Here is a 23,702-nt window from a genome sequence, read left to right as displayed (position 1 = left end):
GCCCTGGTGCGGTCCGGGCCCCGGTCGTGCGGGGCGGGCGGGTCAGCCCGTCGGTACGGCGGCGCCGTCGGGGGCCGGGGCGGGGACCCGTACCGTACGGAACCGGCCGTCGCCGAGGTGGAGATGGGCGCGGCCCGGTTCGGTGTCGGCGCCCAGAAGCCCGTGCGGCACCCGCAGCCCGAGGATCTCGCCGTCGCCCAGCGCGCGCGGGGCGAGGAGCGCGCCGCAGCGGTTGCGGCGGACGAGGGCGTGCCAGCCGGGCACTCCGCTGAACAGGGCCTCGTTGTTCCCGGCGACGACCAGTCCCCAGCCGTCCCCGGCGCTGCCGCGGGCGAGTGCCGACAGATCGCCGTCGATCTCGGCGCCGATGAGCATGTCGGCGTCGTCGACGAGGACGGCGCCCGCGGGGCTGTCGATCCGGCCGAGCGCGGTCCGGAACGCGGCGACGGAAGGGTCGGCCTCGGTGAACACCGCGGCGACGCCGGGCCGTCCGGCGAGGGCACGCAGCGGGGAGGCGAAGGGCGCGACGACGACGATTCCGGTGCCGTGGGCGAGGAGGGAGCGGGCCATGGTGAGCAGCAGCGTGCTCCGGCCCGACCGGGCCGGTCCGGCGATCAGGAACGACGGCACCCGGGAGAGGTCGGTGCCGATCGCGGTCAGTTCGTCGCCGCCGACTCCGGCCATCGCCCAGAGCGGGGAGGCTTCGGCGGGGCGCCGCGACCAGGCGTCGTCGAAGCTCAGCTCGGAGGGGAGGAGGTCGACGCGGAAGGGGCGGCGGGCCGCGGGGACGGCCGTGTCCCGGTCCCGTACCCGCTCGGCGAGGGCGGCGAGCGCCTCCGCCTGAGCCGCTCCGGCGGGGTCGGGGGCGATCAGCGCGAGGTGGGTGCTGCGGCCGGTCCGTACGTCGATCGCACGGCCCGGCGGCATCGTCGCGGGCACGGTACGGGGGCTGAGCCCGGCCATCGCGTAGTCGTTGCGCTCGTTGAGGCGGAGCACCAGCTTGTCCTCGGTGGTGGCGGCGAACCGGCTCTGCGTCAGCACCCGGTCCCCGGTGATCACCACATGGATTCCGGCGCTCGCGCCCTCCCTGAGCAGGGCGAGGAGGGTGTCCAGGACGGCGCCCTGGTCATAGGCGCCGAAGTCCCTCTCGAAGGTTTCGAAGCGGTCGATCAGCAGCAGGACGTGCGGGGGCCGTTCGGCGTCCGGCAGGCTCCGGCGCAGTTCGGTGAGGTCGGCGGTGCCCGCACGGCCGAGGAGGGTGCGCCGGCGGGCGGTCTCCTCGGCGAGCCGGGTCAGCAGCCGGGCCACCCGTTCGGACTGGGAGCGGTCGACGACGGCTCCGCAGTGCGGCAGCCCGGCCAGGGCGGCGAGGGCTCCGTTGCCGCAGTCGAGTCCGTAGAGATGGACGTCGGCGCTGCTGTGGGCGCGGGCGACGGCGGCGGCGAGGGTGCGCAGCAGCTGGGACCGGCCGCCGCGCGGCGAGCCGATGAGATGGAGGTGGCCGAGGGTGTCGAGGTCGAGGAGGAGCGGCCGGCGGTCCTGCTCGTCGGGCAGGTCGACGAGGCCGTACGGGACGGGGGCGAGGGACCCGTCCCGGGCGTCCGGGGCGCCGGGCCCGGGCAGTTCGTCGAGGGTCAGCAGCTCCGGCAGCGGCGGCAGCCAGGGGCGGCGGGCCTCGGGCAGGTCGAGCCGGGCCGCGGCCTCCCGTACCGCTTCGACGAGGACCGCGAGATCGGTGACGGACTGGACGACTGCCGTCCGCTCCCCCGCCGGGGCGGGGGCCGGTGGCTCGCCGAGCAGCTCCCATGCCATTTCCGTGACCCGGGGCGGGTCCGGCTCGTCGGCGGTCGCGGCGGTCGGTTGGATCCGGCGGCCGCCGATCCTGCCGGTCTGGAACGGCAGCAGGGCGGCGTGGCCCAGGCGGGCGTAGGCACGGCCCGGGGTGCGGGGTGAGATCCGTCCCGCTTCGGAGGCGTCGATGATGTCCCGGCTCTCGCCCGTGTCGGTGGTGCGCAGCGCGATCCGCAGATTGGTGTTGGCGCGGATGTCGGAGGTGACGGCGCCGGACGGCCGCTGGGTGGCGAGGACGAGGTGGATGCCGAGGGAGCGTCCGCGCTGGGCGATGCCGACCAGTCCGGTGACGAAGTCGGGGAGTTCGCGGACCATCGACGCGAACTCGTCGATGACCAGCACCAGCCGGGGCATCGGCCCGAGCCCCGGGGTGCGGGTGCGCTTCTCCAGATAGTCGTCGATGTCCTTGGCCGCGGCGGCGGCGAGGATGCGTTCGCGGCGTTTCAGTTCGGCGCCCAGTGACACCAGGGCCCGTTCCACGAGGTGGGTGTCCAGGTCGGTGACCATGCCGACGGTGTGCGGCAGGTCCTCGCATTCGGCGAAGGCGCTGCCGCCCTTGTAGTCGACGAGGACGAAGTTCAGTTCGTCGGGGCGGTTGGCGACGGCGAGCGACGCCACGAGGCTCTGGAGGAGTTCGGACTTCCCGGCGCCGGTGGTGCCCGCGATCAGTGCGTGCGGGCCGTCGGCGGCCAGATCGACCGCGAAGGGGCCGTCGACGCCCTCCCCGATGACGGCGCGGGTCGACCGGCCGCCCCCGGCGGTCCAGCCCGCGGCGATCGCGTCGCCGGTCGGCGGCTCCAGGCCCAGGACGTCGAGCAGTCGGGCGGCGACCGGCAGCAGGCTCTCCTCGGTGTCGTCCCCGACGTCGCGTACGGGGGCGAGGGAGCGGGCGATCCCGTTGATCCAGCCCGGGCCGGGCGCGTCCATGAGGACGTCGTCCACGGGGTCGGCGTCGGCCTGTTCCACCCGGAGCCGCCCCGGGCCGCCCGCGTCGGCCACGGCGACGGCCTGGCACTCCTCGGGCAGCAGCCGGGCCTCTTCGTCCACGCAGAGGAAGTACACGCCGAACGCGGGGCCCTCCCGCAGCAGGGGGATCATCCCGGGCAGCGACCGCAGGCGCCGGGCGCCGTCGAGGACGACGAGGACATCGGGCTCCCCGGCCGCCCCGCCGCGCGGCGCCCGGTCTCCGGCCTCCTGGCGGGCGGCGACGAGGACGGCCAGTTCGGCGATGCGGCGGCCGGTGGACTCGGCGGACGTCCCCGCCGTGCCGAGCAGACCGTCGCCGAGGGGGGCGGCGTGCGGCAGCCAGTGCAGCCAGGACCAGCGGTCGGCGTCCCCGAGCCGGTCACGGTTGCCGGAGAGTACGCAGATCCGCAGATCGGAGGGGCTGTGCAGGGCGGCGGCCTGGCCGATCAGCCACCGTACGAGAGGGGCGGCGGCCGCTCCCCCGGCGACTCCGGCGACCCCCGCGGTCCGCAGCGGCACCGCGACCGGGACGGCGTGGGTGGTCCGGACGATCCTGCGCCGGTGCTCCGCCTCGTCGGGGTCCTCCAGCTCCAGATGGGCGGGCCGGTCCGCGACCCCGAGCCGGAGCAGCAGGAAGTCCCGGTCCCGCCAGCGGCGTTCCCAGAGCCGCTGGCGGGGGCCGGTGGCGATCAGGGTGACGGCCGCGGGGTCGGGGCAGGCGGCGCGGCGGGCGCGTTCCTCGGCGGTGACGGCGGCGGCGACGTCGCGGTCCAGCCGGGCGCGGCGTGCCTCGTACTCCTTGAGCTGGTCCTCGTAGCTCTCCTTGCCCCGGCGTTTGCTGCTGAGCTGGGAGGCGAGGGCGATCACCGGGGAGAGCAGTCCGAAGATCAGGAACCGGGCGTTGCCCAGGACCACGACGAAGACCAGGGCCATCAGCAGCGGGGCGAAGATCATCACCAGTTGGAGCGGGCTCCGGGGCGGTTTCGCGGGGCGCCCGGGCATCCGGAAGCGGTCCTGCACGGGCGGCGGGAGGAGCCGGGGCGGGCGGTTGTAGTCGAGTCCGGTGCCGTCGTCCGAGCGCTGGAGGGCGGCGTCGGGGCGGGAGGGTTCGGTGCGTTCGAGGAGGACGGGTCCTGCGGTGAGGATGCCGCCGACGGGGAAGGGGGTCCAGTCGGGGGCGGGTTCGCCGTCGAGCAGGACGGTGTGCCGCTCGGACCGGGCGCCGTCCCCGTACGGCACCGGCTCCGCTCCGTACGGCACCGGCTCCGCTCCGTACGGTACGGGCTCCGCCCCGGCCGGTACGGACCGGACCTCGGCGCTGCCGTCGGCGCCGATCCGCAGGCGGGCGGCCGTTCCGGGCAGGCCGTCGGCGGTGAGCCGTACGGTGCACGAGACGTCCGCCCCGACGGCGTACTCCCCCGGCGGCAGCCGGAACACCGCTCCGGCGTCCGCGCCGCCGACGGCCCGCAGTTCGGCGGTGCCGTCCGGTTCGCGGCCGGGCAGCGGCAGCGGGGCGCCGAGGCCGAGGACCCCGCCGGGCAGCAGTCCGGCCTCGCCGACGGGCCGGTCGGCGGGTACGGGCTCGGCGCCGAGATGGAGCACCGGCGCGGTGGCCGCGGGGCGGCCGTGCAACTGCCGGAACAGCTCCGCCGCGAGATCACCGGCGGGCACCCGGGGATCGGTGTCGATCAGGAAATCCGCGCTGCGACCCTCGGTATCGACGTCGGGGGCGGGATCGGGGTCGGCCACGGTGACGGTGAGCCGCATGGTGCTCCTCCTCGCGCTGGCTGGGGGACTGCGGGCCGCAGGCCCGGGGGCAGGGGTGCGGCTCAGCCGCGGAGGCTGGCGCCGAGGTCCCGGTCGAGCTGGGAGAAGCCGTCCCCGACGGCCTTGACGTACTTGGAGATGCCGACCAGGCCCTGGACCACGGAGTCGTAGCCGCGGAAGAACTCCTCGACGAACGGGATGAAGTCCGATTTGGCGTGGGGGGTGTTGTAGCCGTCGGCAGCGAGCGACCTCAGCTCGGTCTGGATGGCCTGGAGCTGGGCGACGGCGGTGTCGTACTGGTTCATGGTGCTGGCTGCGGTCTGGTTGAGCTTCTCGTCGTTGACGATGTAGTCGGCCATGGGGTTCCTCCGGAATCGGGTGGGGTGGTGGGTGCCCGGGCCGTCCGTCCGGCCCCGGGCGGGCCGGACGGCGGGTGGGTACCGGGAACACGTGCGGACGGGCGGTCCGGTTCAGTCCCGCGGGGGCTGCTCAGCCGCCGGACGTGAGGGCCGGATCGGGCTTGGGGTTGACGTAGCCGGTGTCCTGGTTGTTGTCGAGGCTGTGGATGGTCTTCGTCGGGATGGCGGCCAGCGCGGTCTCCAGTCCGCCGGTCTTGAAGCCGTACTTGTTCTCCAGCGCCTTGTTGGCGAGGGCGTTGGGGACGCCGTTGCCGAGTCCGACGGCCGCGTTCTGCACGGCGGTGTCGAAGTCGGCGCCCTGGTTGTTCACCTGGTGGGCGACGTTGACGATGCTGCTGAGGACGCCCTTGATGACGTTGGTGGCGGCCTCGTACCCGTACTCGTGGTACTCGGTGGTGGCCGTGGGCGCGTTGACGTGCGCGTCGTAGTCGTGGGACGGCGAGTGCTGCTCGTGGAAGGAGCCGCCCGGGTCGAGCGCGACGGGCTGCCCCGCGGGGTCCGTGATCTGCGCGGCGCCGCTGCTGCCCGCTTCGACGGTGTACGTGCCCGGCTGGTTGCCGCCGGTGGTGGTGACCGTGCCGCTGACGCCGCCGGGGGTGAGGGTCAGCGTGGTGTTCTGCCCTCCGGCGGTGTTCTGGAACTCGGCCGTGCCGCCGGGCTGCTGGACGATGGTGATCCCGGTGGCGGGGTCGTGGGTGGTGGCGGTGCCGTTGTTGGTGTTGAAGGTGAGGGTGGTGGTGCCGCCGTTGGCCGGCGGGGTGAAGGTGGGCGGGGTGCCCGCGGTCACCACGGCGCCGTTGCCGAGGGTGATGGTCGGCGGTGGCAGCTGTCCGCCTTGGGCGGCCGGGGGCTGGACGACGCCCGGTCCGGTGAGGCTGCCGTCGGCGTTGACGACGACGGAGTCCTGGGCTCCGCCGCCGGTCGCGCCGGGGACGGAGACCTCGAAGGAGCCGCCGCCGACCGCCTTCACGTCGAAGTCGCCGCCGTGGACCGTGGCTCCGCCGCCCTTGAGCGGCATTTCCACGCCGGGGCCGTTGGTGTCGGTGCCGCCGACGGTGAAGACGGGCGGGTTCTTGGGGGCCGGAGCGACGGGGTTGGCGGGTCCGTCGAGCACACCGGACTTCTGGCCCGGGGTGCTGACGTTCTCGGCGTTGCCGTCGGTGGTCTTGGTGATGGTGGTGGTGCCGGTGTCGATGGTGGTCGGGCCGCCGAAGAAGCCGCCGTGCTGGAGCGTGCCCGCGCCGTCGAAGGCGGGTACGGAGATCTGGCCCTGGCCGTCGCCGGTGACGGTGCTGATCTTCGTCTGGCCGGGCTGGTCGCCCACCGGGTTGCCCGCCGTGTCGATGGTCTGCCCGCCCACCTGGTTTCCGGAGGGATTGAGTTCGGTCGGCCCGCCGGGGGCGAAGGAGCCGGTGGCCGGGCCGTGGGTGACGGTGACGACACCGTCGAGGCCGTTGACCTGGCCGGGGTGGTGGACGACCGTGCTGCCGGGGTCCACGACCGGGTCGCTGCCGGGGGTGGTGACGGTCGGTCCCGGCTGCCCGTTCTGCCCGTTGGAGAGGGTGTTGCCGCCGCCCGCCAGCTCCGGATGGCCCAGGAAGGGGCCGGTGTTCGGCGGGGTGACGACGGTGCCGCCGGTGCTGGTCGCGGTGATGGTGGCCTGGCCGGGCGGGTTCAGGACGGTGAGTCCGCCGTCGGCGGCGATCGTATGCCCGGTGCCGCTCTTGTCGTGGACGGTGGTGACCGTGGTGCCGTTGGCCCCGTCGCCGGTGAAGGTGGTGGTGAAACCGTTCTGGACGACGGTGGTGGTGGTGCCGGAGGTGGCGATGGTGTCGCCGTCGGCGTTGGTGACCTTGGCGGCGCCGGGGACGGTCCCGCCGCCGGGGTTCCCGCCGCCCGGGTTCTGGTTCGGGCCCTGGGCCGGTGCGTCGCCGAGCGGGGCGATATCGGCGGTGCTGCCGCCGGGCCCCTGGATGTGCAGCGCACCGTCCGGGGCGATGCCGACCGTGGTCGGTGCCGCGCCCCCGCCCGGCGTCGGAGTGACGACGACACCGCCCGCTGCGGGGGTCTGGACGGTGGCGCCCGGTGAGGTGATGCCGTTCCCGTTGACGGTGGAGGTCGCGGCTCCGCCCGCGGGGGCGGGCGTGGTGACGGAGACCGCGGGCAGTCCGGTGCCGTCCGTCCCGGTGGCGATGGTGGCCCCGCCGGACTGGATGCCCTGGGTGTCGTCGACGGTGAACCCGCCGTCGGTGTCGGCCGCGGTGGTGTGGGCGGGGCCATGGGTGACGGTGGTGTGGCCGCCCGCGGGTGCCGCGCTGGTGGTGGCCGGGCCGTCCGCGGTGGTCTCGACGGTCGCGGAGGCCACCGGTGCGCCGTCGAAGGAGGTCTGCGCCCCGCCGTCGGTGAGGGTGGAGGCGGTGCCGTCCGAAGTGGTGACGGTGAGCGGGGTGTTCGCGTCGGCGTCGGCGGGGGTGACGGTGACGGTCGGCCCGCCCGTACCGCTGTTGACGGTGGTGGTGCCCGTGACGGGGTTCGTCGTCACTGTGGTGGGGCCCTGGGTGATCGTGGTGGGGCCGGCCGGGCCGGTGGAGACCGTCCCGCCCGGTGTGCCGGGCGCTCCCCCGGTCCCGGGAATCCCCGGCAGGGTGGTGCTGAGGCCGCCGGGCCCGTGGGTGGTGGTGAACGGGCCCGAAGCGACGGTGGAGACACCGCCGTTCACGGTCAGTACGGTGCCCTGCCCGGCGTCGACGGTGATCACCGGGCCGCCCGTGGCGTCGACGCCGATGGCGGCGTCGCCGAAGTTCACGGGCTGGGTGAGGGTGGGCTGGGCCCCGTACTGCTCCACCGTGATCTCGCCGCCCGGCTGGTAGACCTTCACGGTCAGCTCGCCGCCGTCCCCGACGGTCAGGTCGAGGCCGTTGGAGGTGACGACGGTGTGGCCGTTCGCGTCGGGCGGGGCGATCTTCGTCGGGAAGGGCGTTCCGCCGGTGGTGACGGCGCCGTTGGGGGCCTGCTGGATACCGCCGCCGGTGAAGGAGCCGTCGGGCCCGACCGTGAACGGGACCCCGTCCGTACCGGGTGGGGTGAGGGTGTGACCGCCGGGCCCGAAGCCGACGCTCCCGCCGGGCCCGCCGAAGGTTCCGGTGCCGGGGCCGGTGCCGTTCACCCCGCCCACGGCGAAACCGCCCGCCGGGTCCACGGTGACCTTCGGACCGCCGCCCGGGGTGACGCCGAGGGTGCCGGAGGGGCCGTCGAAGACGACGGTGGTCGGATTCGCGCCGCCGGTGCTCGTGGAGAATCCGTTGGCCCCGAGGGAGGTCGCGGGGCCGCCGGGGGTGGTGACGGTGGCAGTGCCGTCCAGGCCGATGGCCGTGGTCGTGGGGCCGTCCTGGACGGTCACGGGGCCGGTGGCACCGGGCGGCGGAAGGGTGACGGTCTGGCCGTTGCCGCCGTTGGTGAAGGTGATCCCGCCGTTGGCTCCGAGGTCCACCTGGTTGGTGTCGACGGTCACTTGGCCCGGGTTGCCGGGGGTGGTGGTCAGGGTGTGGTCGCCGGGGGTGTTGACCGTGATCGCGCCGGTGCCGGGGGTGAAGGAGACCACGGGCAGATCGCCGTCGCCGGGGCCCGGCCGGTCGAAGACGTCGATCACCTTGTTCTCGTTGGTGATGGTGGCGGTGTCGGTGGTGACGGTGTTGAAGCTGCCGTTGTCCCCGGCGGACAGACCACCGCCGGGCGTGCCGATGCCGTCGGCGTCGATGACGAACTTCGGAGGGGCCGGGGGCGGGGGCTGCGGCGGCTGGCCGCCGTCACCGGCGTTGCCCGGGTTGTTCGCCGGGCCCGCGTTGCCCGCGCCCGGGACATTGACCGGGTTGTTGCCGATCCCGATCCCTTCGGCGTTGCCGGGTGCGTTGGCGTTGCCGGGTGCGTTGGCGTTGCCGTCGTTTCCGTTGCCGGGGGCCTGGGCTTCGGGTACGGGCGGCCGGGGCCCCGCGATCGTCGTCCCGTCCGGCCCCTTCGAGATCTCGCCGAACGGCCCCGATGTGGTGAAGCCGTCGGGCGTCAACGTCGTCGTCAGCGGGTTCTTGCCCTGCGGAACGGGCGTCTCCACCGTCGTCGTGGTCCCGTCGGAGACCACCGTGTCGCCCTCCGGCGAGGTGATGGTGTTGATGCCGCCCCCGGTCTCGGAGGTGAACCCGTCCGGGGTCGTGGTCTTCGCCGTGACGACCGGCGGCGGTGCGGCCCCGTCCTGCGGCGGCTTCTGGGCACCCGGGTCGATCTTCGTCTCCGTCGCCAGCCCCTCCGGAGTGGTGATCTTGGTGGAGACCGCGCCGGTCTCGGCGCTGGACGACGTCTTGCCCTTGAGACCGTGGAATCCGGTCTTCTGCGGGAATCCCACCCCGTCCACGAAGAGCAGGTTCCCGAAGGCGAACTTCCCGTCGGGCCCGAAGCCGAAGCTCTGCTTCGAGAAAGCCTTGTCGATATTGCTTTTGAATTTCCCCTTCACCGTAAAGGCGTTCTTGACGTTGTTCGCCAGCGCCGTACCGCCGAAAGCGGCGAAACCACCGGCGAGCGCGGCCCCGATAGCCGCCCCGATGACCGCGTTCTTGACGTCCAGGGGTTTCTTCTCGACGCCCGCGGTAATGGCCGAAGCGGTCAGTCCCAGAGTGAAATCGGTACCGGCGTCGACCGCGACCTTCCCGGCCAGGGCAAGTGCCGGATTGGTCTTCAGCCCGGCGATCCCCTTGCCGAGCGGGCCGAAGAACTTCCGGAAGGCGGTCGACCCCTGGAGCGCCTTGGTCACGGCCGCCGAGATCGTTCCCGTCCCCTTGCCGAACTTGGCCAGCAGCGGCGCCAGTTTCGCCACCTTGGCGACCGAGGCCCCGATCTTGCCGAGGGCGCCGAGCAGCACCCCGCCCGGCACCAGGGTCAGGATGTTGATCAGCAGCTCACCGACGTCGATCTTCCCCTGGGAGACCATCCGGATCACCGAGAAGGCGAGCAGCGCAGCACCGAGGAGTATCCCGATGACGGGGAAGAACACCGAGATGATGCCGATGACGATCCCGGCGATCAGCTCGACGATCGGGTTGTCGGCGAGGAAGTCCCCGATCTTCTTCAGGGGGTCGCGTTCCTCGATGGCGTCGTCGGCGGCGTCCCGCAGGGTGACCGAGGCCCGGCCGGAGGCGCCGGACCGCAGCGACTCGGCCTGCCGCCCGAGGGCGACGGCCCGGTCCAGCTCGGCCCGGGCCCCCGCGACCCGGTCCCGTTCGGCGTCGTCGGCGGCGACCTGTTCGGGTGCGGCGTCCGGGGCCGACGCGGGCACCTCGGTCTTCGCCAGGGCCTCGTTGGCCTGCCCGATGTCGATCGCCTCGTCGAGCATGCCCTGCGCCTGTTCCAGCTCACCGGCGTAGTCCCGGTAGGCGTCGGAGGCCCGCCGGAAGGAGTCACGGGTGCGCTCCAGCATCCCGGGGACCTCCCGGATCCGCTCCCGGAGGGCGTCCATCGCCTGCCCCTTGCCGTTGCGGATCCGCCCGTCGCCGCGGAGCAGTTCGACGCCCTCCCCGGCCTGGTCGCCCAGTTCGCGGTAGGTCCCCGCGAGGACGCGGATATCGTCCGGGTTCCCGGGCGTCGGGTCCTCGCCGAAGCCGAGGACCTCCCAGCCCGTGGTGTGTCGTCGCGGCATCTGCCCGCCTCCTGGCCTCCTGGTCCGGTCACCGAGCCAAGTCACGTACGGGCCGCCGCGACCGGTTCAGCACCGCCCGGAACGGCCCGTTGAACCGGTTCGCGGCGGAGCCCGTGTGCTCCCCCGAGCACGACGGCCACCGGCGGAGGAGGAGACGGAAGATGCGGGACGACCCCAGAGAAGCGCCCGGGTACGGGCGCGGCGGGACAGCGGCGGCTGCCGCACCTACAACTACGGCTGCGGCTGCGCATGCCGTGGCGGTACGGCTCCGGGCGAACGGCCGCCGTGGAGCGCGCGCGGCACTGCCGGTGCTGGCCTTCGGCGCGCTGTTGCTGCTGCCCGCGCCCGCGCAGGCGGCCGTACCCGCCGCACCGCTCGCAGCCCCCGGACCGGCGCCCGCCGCCGCGCCCGCGCTGCCACCCGGACTCGCCCCGGCCAAAGAACTGACCACTGAACTGGCCACTGAACTGGCGAATGAACTGAGCAAGTACTACGTGGTCAAATCGCCGGAGGAGAACGGCGGCCGGGTGGACGACCTGGCCGGTATCGCCGGGCGCACCCTCGGCGACCCCGACCGGTTCCAGGAGATCCTGGTCCTCAACACGGGCCGCGCCCTGCCCGACGGACAGCTCTTCCTCGGCGCCGAACAGGTCGTTCCCGGCTTCGCGCTGCGGCTGCCGGCCGACGCCGAAGGCCAGGACGTGCAGTTCGGCGCCCTGCCCGGTGAGAACGGCGCCCCGGCGGGGACGGGCGCCCCGCCCGGCACGGGGACCGCACCGGCCGTCACCCGCTCCACGAGCGCCGCGAACTCCGCCAACCCCTTCGCGTCCATCGGCGACCGGGTGCCCCTGCCGCTCCTCGTCGGCGGGGTCGCCGGGGTCGCGGCGCTGACCGTGGGAATCATCGCCCGCCGTGCACTGGCCCGGGCGCTCCGGGCGGCGGGCCGCGGGCTGCGCCGGACCGGCCGGATGCTGCGGCCCCGCCTGCCGCGCCCGCTCGCCCTCGCCCTGCGGCGCCGCCGCCGGACGGCTCTGGCCCGGCGGCTCGCCGCCGACAGCCGTACCCCGGTCGTGGTCCGCGGGGCACTGGACGAACTGGCCCGGGACACGGCCCCGCCGCAGGTGCACACCGTCCGGGTGGAGGACAACGGGCTGCTGGTGGCCGTATCGGGCGCGGACCGGGCGCCGCTGCCGTGGACCGAGGTCACCCCGTACAGCTGGCGGCGCGACGGCCTCCCCGAGGCGCTCGGAAGGCCGAAGGCCGGCGGTGACGCGGTCTCCGGACCGGCGCTGCCCCATCTGGCCCGGGTCGGTGTCGACGAGCACGGCGCCCAGATCATGGTGGGCCTGGGCGGTATCAGGGGCGCGCTGAGTGTGCGGGGCGATCTCCGGGTGGCCCGGGACACGGTCGCCGCGCTCGCCCACGGGCTGCTGGAACTCCCCTGGCAGAACACGGTGGTGGTGGCCGTCGACCCCGGTGCCGACACCCTGCCCGGGCTGCACGGACTGGTGCGGATCCGGTCGCTGGCCGAGGTCCGGGACCGGGCGCCCGAGGCCGTCTTCGAGGCGGCGGAGGGCCTGGGTCTGGGTCTGGTCCGCGCACCGGGCGGCCGGGGCGCGGTCGCGGGCTTTCTGCTGGTGCTGCGCCCTCCGGACGCCGACGAGGCGCGGGCCCTGGCCGAACTGGCGTCGCCGCGCGGCGGCTGGACGGCGCTGGTGGCCGGAGACGTACCGGGAGCGCACTGGCGGTGGTACGCGGAGCCCGAGGGCACGGTCGACCTCGGGGTGCTGGGCCTGCGGGTGACGGTCCCGGCCCCGCAGCCGACCGCGGCGGACCGAATCTAGGGGCTGACCTTTTCCGGAATACGCCCCGGCTCGTTTCGCCGAGGGCGTTTCCGGCGTACCGGAAATCCCTCTCCTCCCTTCCCCGGGAAGTCTTCCGGAAGGGACCGGAAAAGAAATCTGCATTTCCCTTCGACCGGCTGAACCGCCCGTATTCCCGGGCCGTGTTGATGGCGAGTCCGCACCGGAAGCCAGAAGGGACGCGGACCGCGGGGAGTCCCGAGACGGCTCGGCAGACTCCGCCCCGGAGGCCGGCGGCCTCCTCCCCGGCCCCCGGGGCGGCCCGGACGACGAAGAACCAGCGAAGAACCGACGAAGAAACGAGGGGACCATCATGCGCAATCTCCGGAGCACCGTGGTGACGGCGGCCGGTGCCGCGGCCGCGCTCGTCCTGCTGACCGCCTGCGGCGGCGAGACCAAGGACGGCGGCGATGCGAAGAAGGCCGGTGCCGCCCAGGCGGCGGCCCCGGCCGGCGGTGGTACGGCCCAGGCCGCCGGGGTACGGCCCGTCACCGCGGGGAAGCTGAGTATCTGGACGAGCGGGCCGCTGGGCCCCGTGGTCACCGACAGCGCCGGTTTCACCCTCTACCGCTTCGACAGCGACACCGCCTCGCCGCCCAAGTCGGTCTGCGAAGGCGACTGCGCGAAGGCCTGGCCGCCGGTGCTCGCCGCGGATGCCAGGGCGGCCGACGGGATGAACGCGGCCCTGCTCGGCAAGGTCACCCGCGCCGACGGCACCCAGCAGCTCACGCTCAAGGGGTGGCCGCTCTACCGGTTCGCCAAGGACACCGCGCCGCGGCAGACCAACGGCCAGGGCGTCGGCGGCACCTGGTTCGCGGCCGCCCCCGACGGAAGCAAGGCCAAGGCGGGCGCCGCCGCCGGATCCGGCACGGGCTCGGATACGAGTACGGGTACGGGTGACGCGGCCGGGGCGCTGCCGCCGCTCTCGGTCCGCAAGGACGCGAAGCTGGGGCCGATCGTCCGGGACGGCAAGGGCCGGACGCTCTACCGCTTCACCAAGGACACCGACTGGCCGATGAAGTCCAACTGCACCGGCCCGTGCCTGGACACCTGGCGGCCCGCGAAGATGCTCGACAAGGCCGCCGTCGCGCAGGCCACCGGCATCGACCCGAAGCTGATCATCGAGTACAAGCGCCCCGACGGCACCCGGCAGCTCACCGTCGACTGCTGGCCGCTGTACTGGTTCACCGGTGACAAGGCACCGGGCGAGACCAAGGGGCAGGGCGTGGGCGGCACCTGGTTCGCGGTCCGCGCGGACGGCGCACTGGCCAAGTAGCGGCCGGGGTACGGCGAGGGGCGGGGCGGTTCCCATCACAGGAACCGCCCCGCCCCTTTCCCCGGCTTCGGGGTCCGGTCAGCGGAACACCTGGCCGCGGACCGCGCCCGCGGGGAACGACCGGGTGTGCAGATCGGCGTAGAAGCCGCCCGGGGCCGCGGCCAGTTCCCGCAGGACAGCGGTGTCCTCGACCTCGGCCGTGCCCGAGACGGCGATCAGCGTCGGCGGCAGGGGTGCGGTGATCAGCGGTACGGCGACCGGGCCGGTGCGGCCGAGTGCGCCCCGGTGGAGGTGGGCCGCCGTCGGTGGTTCGAGGTTGACCCAGGCCAGGGCGTAGCCGAGGGTGCCGTTGCCGGGGCTGAGGGAGACGGTGGTCCTGGCGTCGTCGTCGGCGCGCGCGGCCGGTCCGCCGCCGGCCGTCTCCTGGCGTCCGTCGGCGAGGGCGCGCAGGGTGCCGCCCGGGATCACGCCCAGCGGGTCGACGGGGGTGGGTGAGGCGGCGACGGGCCCGGCGAGGGTGCCGCCGGGCAGCCCGTCGGCCGCGACGGAGACGGCGAAGTCGCCGGGCCTGGCCCGCAGCTTCTCGGCGAGCGCCGGATCGGTCACCGTCACCCGCCCGGCGGCGGCCCGGGCGCCCTGGGGCAGCGGTCCGCCGAAGAGTTCGGCCAGGGGGCGTGCGTCGCTGCCGAGGAGGGTGGCGGACCGGGGTGCGGTGAATCCGTTCCAGGTGAGCGAGAACACGATCCGGTCGTCGTCGCTCCGCAGCAGGGCGACGGCTCCGGCCCCCTGTCCACCGCCGAGCCGTGCGATCAGCGAGGATCCCGCCGCCGCGGCCGGGGGCGCCTGCCGGGTGACGGGCCCGGGGGCGGAGGTGGCCGGTGGCGTCGTGCTCGTACTGCCGCAGGCGGTCACGGCGGCGGTGAGCAGGGCCGCGTGGGCGGCGAGAAGGATCCGGCGGCGGGCGGGCATCGGCATGGTGTGGGTTCCTTCGGGGAGGCGGGCCGGTGAGTACCCCGCTCCCGGTGCCGGAACCATGGGGATCCGGGCGTACGGAAGCGGGGGCAGGCGCCCGGAACAGCGCCTGCCCCCGCTCGACGGGGTGTGCGGCGGCGGGCCGGAATCCCGGGCACCCCGTTCACGCGCCACGCGCGCCCCCGGTTCACCCGGCCCCCGGCCGACACCCCTCTTCCCCCTCAGTGGCCCTGAGCCGCGGTCTCCGCAGAAACGGCCTACGGTCCTCCGAACTGAAGGCTCCACGCCTGGACGTTCCCGCTGCTGCCGGTCCTGGTGTCCTGGGCCCGCAGTGACCAGTTGCCGGACGCCCCCTCGGCCGATGCGTCGACGCGGTACGTCTGCCGGACATCGGCGGCAGTGTCCGCGTCGGGCACGTCCTCCAGCAGATACGCCGTCCCGTCCGGGGCGACCAGATGGAGGATCAGATCGCCCCGGCGCGGATGCCGCACGTCGACGACGACCCGCAGATCGGCGGGCGCGTTCCCGGGGCGGTCCAGGACCGGGATCTGGCTGACCGCGGGCGCCCCCGCGTCGGGGACGGTCACCGTGCCGTTGCGGTGGTACTTCACCGGCGCGGGGAACGTCAGGCTCCAGGAGTCGATCAGCCCGGTGTCCCCGAGCGCCCCGTCGACGACCCGCAGTCTCCAGGTCCCGCCCGCCTGTTCCTCGGAGGCGTCGACGCTGTATTCGTCCACGACGTCGTCGGCGTCACCGGAGCCGGTCAGGTTCTCCAGCAGATAGGGCGTACCGTCCGGGGCGATCAGCTCCAGCTTCAGATCGCCGCGGTGCGGATGGCGGACGATCGTCTGCACCTTCAGCCCGGCGGGCGCCCGGCCGGTGATGGAGGAGATGGACACGGTCGACTCGGCGGTGCCGTTGTCGACCAGCGCGACGTCGGCCGGGTTCTCGAACCGGGTGCCGGGGACCACGGTCCGCAGCCCGCCCATGTTGAGGCTCCAGCCGTCGACCGTGCCCGTGCTGCCGGTCTTGTTGTCCCGGACGACGAGGTACCAGTACCCGTTGGCGACTTCCGCGGAGGCGTTGACGATGTAGGTCTTGAACACATCGGCGGTGGTGTCGGTGTCGGGGAAGTCCTCCAGGGGGTAGGACGTGCCGTCGGGGGCCTGCAGGGTGAGGACGAGGTCTCCGCGGCGGGGATGGACGATGTCGACGGCGACCCGCAGATCGGCCGGGGCGTTTCCGGTGATCCCGGTGACCTGGGCCCGTATCCAGTTGCCGGATCCGTCCCCGTCGGTGATGGCCTGGTCGGTGCTGTTGGCGAACTTGGTCACCGGCCCGGCGGCGCTCGGTGCCCGGTCGACGGGCGACCACAGCCGCCATGAGTCGATCGTCAACGCCGCACAGCAGGACGCATGTCCCTTGCCCCACAACTCCCATTGCCCGTTCGCGGTCTCGGACGAGGTATCCACGGTCCAGTACGGGGGGATGGTCGCCCCCCATTTGTGCAGGGGGTAGCGGGTGCCGTCCGGAGCCACCAGTTCCAGTTCCAGGTCCCCCGGACTCGCTGTCGTCGACACCGAGACTCGCAGCTCCGCGGGGGCGTTCCCGGCGATGCCGGTGACCGTCTTGTACGAGGAGGCGACACTCGGGCTGCTGATAGGCAGGGTGAACGCGGAGCCGTTCTGCTCCGGCCAGGCGACCGCGGGCACCGGCGTGCCCGTCGGGGACGCGGACAGGCTCCAGGCGTCGATATGGCCGGTATCGCCCCAGACCCGGTCCCGGACCCTGAGCTTCCACACCCCGTCGGCCCACTCCGACGACCCGTTGACGACATAGGACTTGGTCAGATCGTCCGTATCGCCGCCGGGGGCCAGGTCCTCCAGGAGGTAGGCGGTGCCGTCGGGGGCGACGAGATGGAGCAGCAGGTCGCCGCGGTAGGTGTGTCGGAGGGCGACGGACACCTCCCAGTCCTTCGGGGCCACCCCGGCCAGCCCGGCGACGGTGACCGGGGATTCGGCGGTGCCGTCGTCGGGGACGGAGACATCGGTGAGGTTCTCGGCACGCCAGCCCGCGGGCACCGTGGCCTGGGGGCTGGGAAGGATCTGCAGGGCCCAGCCGTCGATGGTTCCGGCGTTTCCGGTGAGGGTGTCGGTGACCCTGAGGGTCCAGCTCTGGTTGGCGCGGTCGGCCACCCCGCGCAGCTCGTACGTCTTGAAGACGTCGGCGCCGGTGTCGGTGTCGGGGACGTCCTCCAGCGGGTACGTGGTGTCGCCCTCCAGCACCAGCTGGAGATCGCCGCGGCGGGGGTGCCGGATGTCGACGGTGACCTTCAGGTCGAGGGCCCCGTTCCCGGGGATACCGGCCGCATGGACCGTGCTGGTCGCAGGGCTCCAGGAACTGTCGGGGATCGCGCTGTCCGTCCCGTTGGCGAACTTGTCGACCGGTCCCGGCGTGTTCGCCGTCCGGTTCACCGGTGACCACAGGCTCCAGGAGTCGATCCGGGTCGAGGAGCAGCACCAGTCGGGCCGGGCCACCTCCAGTGCCCAGGAGCCGTTGGCCCGCTCCCCGGAGGCGTTGACCGTCCAGTACGCGGGGAAGGTCCCTTCCTTCTTGTGCAGCGGGAAGCGGGTCCCGTCGGGCGAGACCAGCACCAGGTCCAGGTAGCCCGGGTTCGCCGTCGTCGAGACGGAGATCCGCAGGTCCGCCGGGGCGTTCCCGGCGATCCCGTTGACGTACTTGTATCCGGTGCCGGTGTACGTACCGGAGTCGGGCACCGCGAACCCGGGTCCGGTCCGCTCCGCCCAGGCCACCTGCGGTGCCATGACGAAGCCCCAGGACTCGATGGACCCGGCCTCCCCGGCGATCGTGTCCTGGACCTTCAGCTTCCAGGTCCCCTTGAGCGCCTCGGTGGAGGCATCGACCGCGAACACCGGTCCCATGACGGGTTTCTTGTCGTGCAGGACATAGGCGGAGCCGTCCGGTGCCAGCAGGGTGATCACGAGCTGGTCGGGCCGGGTGTGGGCGATGGAGGCCTGGACCTGCATCCCGTTGGGCGCGTTGCCCCGTTCGTCGGCGATGGTCAGGGGGCTCTCGGCGGTCGCCAGATCGGCGAACTTCACCGGGGTGGTGGTCAGGGCGGTGGCGAAGGAGGCCGGGGTCAGGCTCCAGGAGTCGATGATGCCGGTGTCGCCCCAGACCGCGTCCAGGACGCGGAGCTTCCACACCCCCTCGGCCTTCTTCGACGAGGCGTTGACGGTGTACGTCTTGGTGAGGTCGTCGGCGTCGCCACCGCCTCTGGTGAGGTTCTCCAGGAGGTAGGCCTCGCCGTCCGGGGCCTCCAGATAGAGCGCGAGATCGCCGCGGTGGGTGTGCTTGAGGGCGACCGCCACCTGCCAGGCCTTCGGTGCCTGGGTGCCCTTGTCGGGCACGGTCTCCACGGTGATCGGTGATTCGCTCCAGGCGTCGTCCGCGATGGGGACGTCGGTGAGGTTCTCGCCCTTCCAGCCGTCCTTGAAGACGGCCGGGGTGCTGGGCAGCACCTGCACGCTCCACTCGTTGATCTCCCCCGCGTACGGGGTCCTGCTGTCGGTGACCACCAGCGTCCAGTCGGTGTCGGGCGGGACCGCGACCCCGTGGAGGGTGTACGTCTTGCGGACGTCGTCCCCCGTGTCGTAGTCGGGGACGTCCTCCAGGAGGAGGGTCCGTGACGCCCCGCTGAGTTCCAGCTTCAGATCGCCCCGGCTGGGGTGCCGGATATCGACGGTGACCCGCAGGTCCTGGGCGTCGGTGCCGGGCAGCCCGCAGGGGTAGACGTAGCTGTTGGTCTCCCAGCTGGTGATGGGCTTGTTGTCGGGGTTGGCGAATTTGGTGTCGGGGGCTCTGGTCGGCTCGGCCTGGCTGATCGGTGAGAACAGGCTCCAGCCCAGGATGTTCGGGCCCGAACCGGAGTAGGAGTTGATGAACTTCAGGGTCCAGTCGCCGTTCGCCGGTGCCCCGGAGGCGTCCACGACGTAACTCTTCTTCAGGATGTACGGATCCGGCTGGTAGGAAGTGCAGGCGTCGGGACCGGTGGCGGGCGGGCGGGAACCGTCGTAGAGCGTGTGCTCCTTCGGCTGTCCGCCCCCGGCCGGGGCGGGTTCGACCAGGACCATCCTGATGCCGGGACCGGCGTAGGCGTGCTCCGGGTTGAGCGTGAGCGTCAGGTTCTTGGGGGCCTTGCCCACCAGCCCGGTGACGGTCACCGACCGTGAGGTGGTGGTGTTTGCGCCGACCTGGAAGGCGGAGCCGTTGCGGGGGACCCAGGGCACGCCCGGGGGCGGTTTCTCGTGGTACGGAGCCGAGATGCCCCAGCTCTTCAGCATCCCGGTGTCACCGATGACGGTGTCGTGGATCCGCAGGGTCCAGCTGCCGTTGGCGGTCTCCGCGGCGGCGTTGAGGTCGTAGCTCCTCGTCGTCCTGTCCACGTCGCCGCTGCCCCGCAGGTCCTCCAGCAGATAGACGGTGCCGTCCGGGGCGAGCAGTTCCAGCTTCAGATCGCCCTGGTAGGTGTGCTCGATGTCGACGTCGACCTTCAGCCGCTCGACCGCGTCGGAGGTCAGGTTGGCAACCGGCAGGGAGCTGTCCACCACGCCCAGGTCGGGGATCGGCGTGGTCTGGCTGTTGATGAAGGCCCGGACTTCGAGGTCCCCCATCTCCCTGAGGGCATCGGCCTCCACGGAGTCGGGGCGGACCTCGACGGTGTCGACGGTGCCGGCCAGTGCGTCCACCGCCCCGCCGCCCCGCTGACCGCGTCCGACGGCCAGCACTCCGCCGGCGACCGCGACGCTGGTGTACGGGCCGGAAGCCTGGAGCCGCCCGTCGACGTACAGCTTCATCTCCCCCGTCTGCTCGTCCTCCCTGGGGTTGGGCGTCCGGTAGACGCCCGCGAGATGAACCCAGGTGCCCGTTCTCGGGACGGTGGTCGCCTTGAGGACCTTGTCGGGCACCGTGCCGCCGGTGTGCGCATTGCCGGTGATACCGAAGGTCCAGGCCCCCGGACCGGCCGGATCGTGTTCATAGGACAGCCGGAACCCGGAGCGGTCGGTGCCGTCCTGGCTGACGATGGTCTGCGTACGGCCGATGACGTCGAGCTTCACCCAGGCGGCGACGGTGAACCCGGCGTCGGGGCGGACCACCGGGCCCGCCGTGTAGGCATGGCCTTCCAGCCCGTCGAAGGCGAGACCGCCGGCGCTTTTTCCACTGGTCCAGTTGGTGCCGCTGCCCAGCGCGAGGGTATGGCCGTTCCCCTTCGCGTCGGCGGGGGTGTCGTCCAGGGTCCAGCGGGCCCCGGGGGCGAACTCCGGTGCGCCCGCCAGCGTCTTCACCCCGGCCGCGGACAGTGCCTCGCCCTTGATCCCGACGTCGTCGACGACCCCCGGCCAGTAGGCGTCCGGCGTTCCGTTGGTCTTCGCCCGCCCGACCTGGAGCGCTCCGTCCGGATACCAGCCGGAGCGGTGCGCCGCGGTTCCGGAGGGTCTGCCGTTGACGTAGAGCGTCATCGTCCCGGCGCCGTGGTCGTACACCCCGGCCAGATGGGTCCAGACGCCGGTCTGGGACACGGCTGAGGACGTCGCGTACACGCCGGGTGTGTCTTCGGGTGCGTCCGCCGGGTTCATTCCGAAGGTCCAGCGTTGGGCCGCCGCCGAGTAGCCGAGGACGAAACCGCTGTCGTGGCGGCCGTCCTGGCTGACCGCCGCCGCGGGGGCGGCCGGACCGTTCAGCCGGACCCAGGCGGCGGCGGTGAAGCTGCCGAGGGTGTTCTGCGGGCTGCGCTGCGCCACGGGGCTCGCGGTGTAGGCGTGGGCCTGGCGTCCGTCCAGCCGCAGCGCGCGGCCCGAGCCGGAGCGGCCCGGACTCGCCCAGGTGGTGCCGTCGCGGAGGGAGATCGTGTGCCCCTGGTCCGAGAGATCGGCGCTGGTGCGGCCGAGTCCCTCGTCGAACGACCACCGCGCCTCGGGCCCGTGGGCGGTCCGGACGTTCATCCGGTGCCGGACCTCGAAGCCGGAGGCCGCCCAGGGGTAGAGCTGGAGGTCGTTGAGATCGCCGGGCCAGAACTCCCGCGGCAGCCCACCGGACCTGGCCCGGCCGAGGACGGTCGGCCCGGCCGCGTACCAGGTGCTGGTGTGGGCGGTCTCGGCCGCCTGCTGTCCGTTGACGTACAGCCTCAGCCGCCCGGCGGTGTGGTCGTACACCCCGGCGACATGGGTCCAGACCCCGGTCTGGGGGTAGGCGATCGACCGGGCCGTCGCGGTGCCCTGCACGGTGCCCGTCTCGCCGCGGGGCATCGCGAACTCCCAGGAGCGCGGCGCCGGGTGGTAGCGGAGGGCGAAGCCGCTCTGGTCGGTGCCGTCCTGGCTGAGGACGGTGGCGGCGGTGTGCGTACGGTCGAGCTTCACCCAGCCCATGGCGGTGAAGCTGCCGAAGGTGTTCTGCGCCGTCTTCTGGAGTACGGGGGCGGCGGTCACCGCGTGTCCCGTCGCCCCGTCGAACCGGGCGGCGCCGGGGTTGTTGCCCGCACGGTCGGCGGTGGGGGTGACGGAGCCGGAGACCGCGGCGTCGAACCGGGGCTGGTTCTTTCCGCCCAGGGGGCCGTCGGCGAGCTCCCCGCCGCCGGTGAAGCGGCCGCTCCACAGACCGTAGGCCGTGTTCGGCTTGATGAGGTCGGAGATTCTGAAGGCGTAGACGGCCTCGGCTTCCGCCTTGTTCCCTGCCCGGTCCACCGGCACCACCTTCAGCAGCATCGGCAGGCTGGTGGAGAAGGCTCCGGTCTTCTGGTCCGCGGTATGGCTGATCACCGCCGTGCCCCCGGGGACATCGGTGCCGACCGACAGTTCGGTGCTGATCGACTGCGCGTCCATCCCGAATCCGTACCGGAATCCGCTGGTGTCCCAGTCGCCCCGGGCGTCGACGGTGAACCTGCCCGCGGTGTACAGGGGCGGTCCGGCCGCGGGCGCCGCGGGGAAGTCCACCGAGGTGATCAGCGGTGGGGTGGTCGGCGGGGTGAGGTCGACGGTGAAGGTGCACCACGGCCGGCCGTCGCTGGCGTCCACCCTGTCGTCCACGGTGACCCCGAAGGTGTAGGTGACACCGTCCTGGAGGGCTTGATGCGCCTTCAGGTCCAGCTCCGCCGATCCCTTCTTCCGCTCGGTCGGGTCCGCCCGGAAGACCTGTCCGGACGGTGCCCCGGCCCCCTCCCACCAGCGGAACACCGCGAAAGGTTCGATGTTGTGCCGCACCGTGTCGGGGTCCGTGACGGTGGCCGTCAGTTTCGGTGTGGTCTGGCCGATCACGGGTTCGCCCGCCGCGCAGCTCTTGCCTCCGACGGTCAGATCGGCGGCCCGGTCGGGGACCGTGTTGTAGTCGACGATGAGTGCCATCACCGGTGGAGCGTGGTTGGGCGCCCAGCGGTCCATGAACTTGCGGGCGGCGTAGGAGTCCGGGTTCTCCTGGGCCCGCAGGGCGAAGGAAGTGGTGGGCCACCGCCGGTCGGCGGCCTCCATCATCAGGTCCTTGACGTCGAAGCCGATGGGCGCTCCCCCGCACCGCTGTTCGTCGTGGCCGTGCCCCAGCGACGACTGTCCGAGCTTCCGGTGGAAGACCGTCGCGTCCCAGGTGGTGGCGGAGGTGATCCGGTCGATGTGCCACAGCTCCACCGGCTTGGGCGTGCACGACTCCGCCCAGTACTGGAAGACGGCGAACTTGGCGGTGATGATCCGCTTGCCGCCGAAGACCGTGGTGTCCATCTCGTAGTAGGAGCGCCAGCGCAGATCGTCGTTCAGGATCCGGCCCACCTGTCCGATGTGGGTGGAGTCCCAGTAGGTCGCCTTCACACCGGTGCGGGTGTTGTGGGAGAGCAGCATCCAGTGCAGCCGCTTGGTCCGCTCGACCGGTCCTTCGACCATCAGGGGGTACGCGGTGGAGGGCACCGCTCCGGCCAGGGCGCCGGTGCCGACCCGGACCGCTGTCCGGGACACCTGCCAGGGCACCGGGGTGACGGGGAGCCGTCCCGCCGCCTTTGCCGCGGGCTGCCGTCCGGCTTTGCGTGCCGTGCCGTCCCGTGCCGGGTCCGCCGCTCCGCGGTCCAGGGGTACGGCGGTGGCCGTGGTGCTGGGCGGGGTCGCGGCGGCTGTCCCCTTGCGGTGCAACCCGAAGCGGAGGGCGCGCACCCGGGGGTCCCGGGCGGCCGCCGCGGAGTGGACGACCAGGGCCGGGGTGTAGCCGCTCGCCTCGGCGGTCAGCCGGATGTCCACCCCGGGCAGTACGGACCGGTAGACGGCGGTATCGCCCTCCAGGACGGGCACGGGCAGTTTCCCGGGCCAGTCCAGTCCGAACTCGCCGTCCTTCTGCCGGACCCGGACCAGGGGCGCGGCCCGGTCGCCGCCGCCGGAGAAGGCGACGGGGACGACGGTGGCCTTCGGGCCGACGGTCCCGTCGGGCCGTACGGTGAGCGTGGCGTCGACCGGCACCCAGCCCTCGCCGGTGCGGACCCGGACGGGCTGCCGGTGGACGGTGGCGCGGAACGTACCGTCCGGCTTGGCGAACACCGTGCTCTCCGGCGTCCGCAGCTCGGTGATCTCGACGGGTTTCCCGCTCCGCCGGGCCCGTTCCCCGGCGGACTTCTCGACCGCGGTCCTCGCCTTCGCGGGGGCCGCGGGTCCGGCTTTCGCGCTCTGCGGGGCCGCGGGTCCGGTCTTCGTGCTCTGCGGGGCCGCGGCGGCCGGGGGCCGGACGGCGGCTCCGGCCTCCCGGGCGGCGGCCGGCCCGGCCGCGGTGAGCAGGCCGGCGAGCAGGGCGGCGACCGAGACGACGGTGCCCACACGGAATCGCACGGCGGTGTCTGAGAACGTCATCCCGGCCGCCTCCCC

General features: G+C 73.2%; 7 protein-coding genes. 2 read left to right on the top strand and 5 right to left on the bottom strand.

Features of this window, described 5'->3' with window-relative positions; all coding sequences use genetic code 11:
- Positions 1-42: 42 nt before the first annotated feature.
- The 3 genes from B7R87_RS25785 to B7R87_RS25775 all read right to left on the bottom strand — a co-directional run bounded on the left by B7R87_RS25785 (position 43) and on the right by B7R87_RS25775 (position 10,686).
- Positions 43-4,584, bottom strand: a complete 4,542-nt coding sequence (locus tag B7R87_RS25785) for an FtsK/SpoIIIE domain-containing protein (protein ID WP_130585276.1) — start codon at positions 4,582-4,584, stop codon at positions 43-45.
- 62 nt (positions 4,585-4,646) lie between these two features.
- The gene (locus B7R87_RS25780) at positions 4,647-4,943 is read right to left on the bottom strand and encodes a WXG100 family type VII secretion target (protein WP_006346108.1); all 297 of its coding nucleotides are present in this window, start codon (positions 4,941-4,943) and stop codon (positions 4,647-4,649) included.
- A 130-nt stretch (positions 4,944-5,073) separates the two neighbouring features.
- Positions 5,074-10,686: a hypothetical protein gene (locus B7R87_RS25775; RefSeq protein ID WP_006346109.1), complete on the bottom strand. Its 5,613-nt coding sequence runs from the start codon at positions 10,684-10,686 to the stop codon at positions 5,074-5,076.
- Between the two features lie 161 nt (positions 10,687-10,847).
- Here B7R87_RS25775 and B7R87_RS25770 point away from each other — a divergent pair, with 161 nt between their 5' ends.
- Both B7R87_RS25770 and B7R87_RS25765 read left to right on the top strand, forming a co-directional pair.
- Positions 10,848-12,530 (top strand): hypothetical protein, encoded by a 1,683-nt coding sequence (locus B7R87_RS25770; protein WP_130585275.1) that lies wholly within the window; start codon positions 10,848-10,850, stop codon positions 12,528-12,530.
- 331 nt (positions 12,531-12,861) lie between these two features.
- A complete protein-coding gene (locus B7R87_RS25765; RefSeq protein ID WP_006346111.1) occupies positions 12,862-13,824 on the top strand; it encodes an SCO0930 family lipoprotein in 963 nt (320 codons plus the stop codon).
- A 78-nt stretch (positions 13,825-13,902) separates the two neighbouring features.
- Here B7R87_RS25765 and B7R87_RS34180 read toward each other — a convergent pair whose 3' ends face one another.
- Both B7R87_RS34180 and B7R87_RS25755 read right to left on the bottom strand, forming a co-directional pair.
- On the bottom strand, positions 13,903-14,799 hold the full coding sequence (locus tag B7R87_RS34180) for a CHRD domain-containing protein (RefSeq protein ID WP_130585274.1): 897 nt from the start codon (positions 14,797-14,799) through the stop codon (positions 13,903-13,905).
- Positions 14,800-15,053: 254 nt separating this feature from the next.
- On the bottom strand, positions 15,054-23,687 hold the full coding sequence (locus tag B7R87_RS25755) for a proprotein convertase P-domain-containing protein (RefSeq protein ID WP_130585273.1): 8,634 nt from the start codon (positions 23,685-23,687) through the stop codon (positions 15,054-15,056).
- Between the last annotated feature and the right edge of the window lie 15 nt (positions 23,688-23,702).

The sequence above is a fragment of the Streptomyces tsukubensis genome, assembly GCF_003932715.1.
Classification (GTDB): domain Bacteria; phylum Actinomycetota; class Actinomycetes; order Streptomycetales; family Streptomycetaceae; genus Streptomyces; species Streptomyces tsukubensis.
Note: the sequence above shows the minus strand (reverse complement) of the source record. Positions and strands in the feature narration are given on the sequence as shown.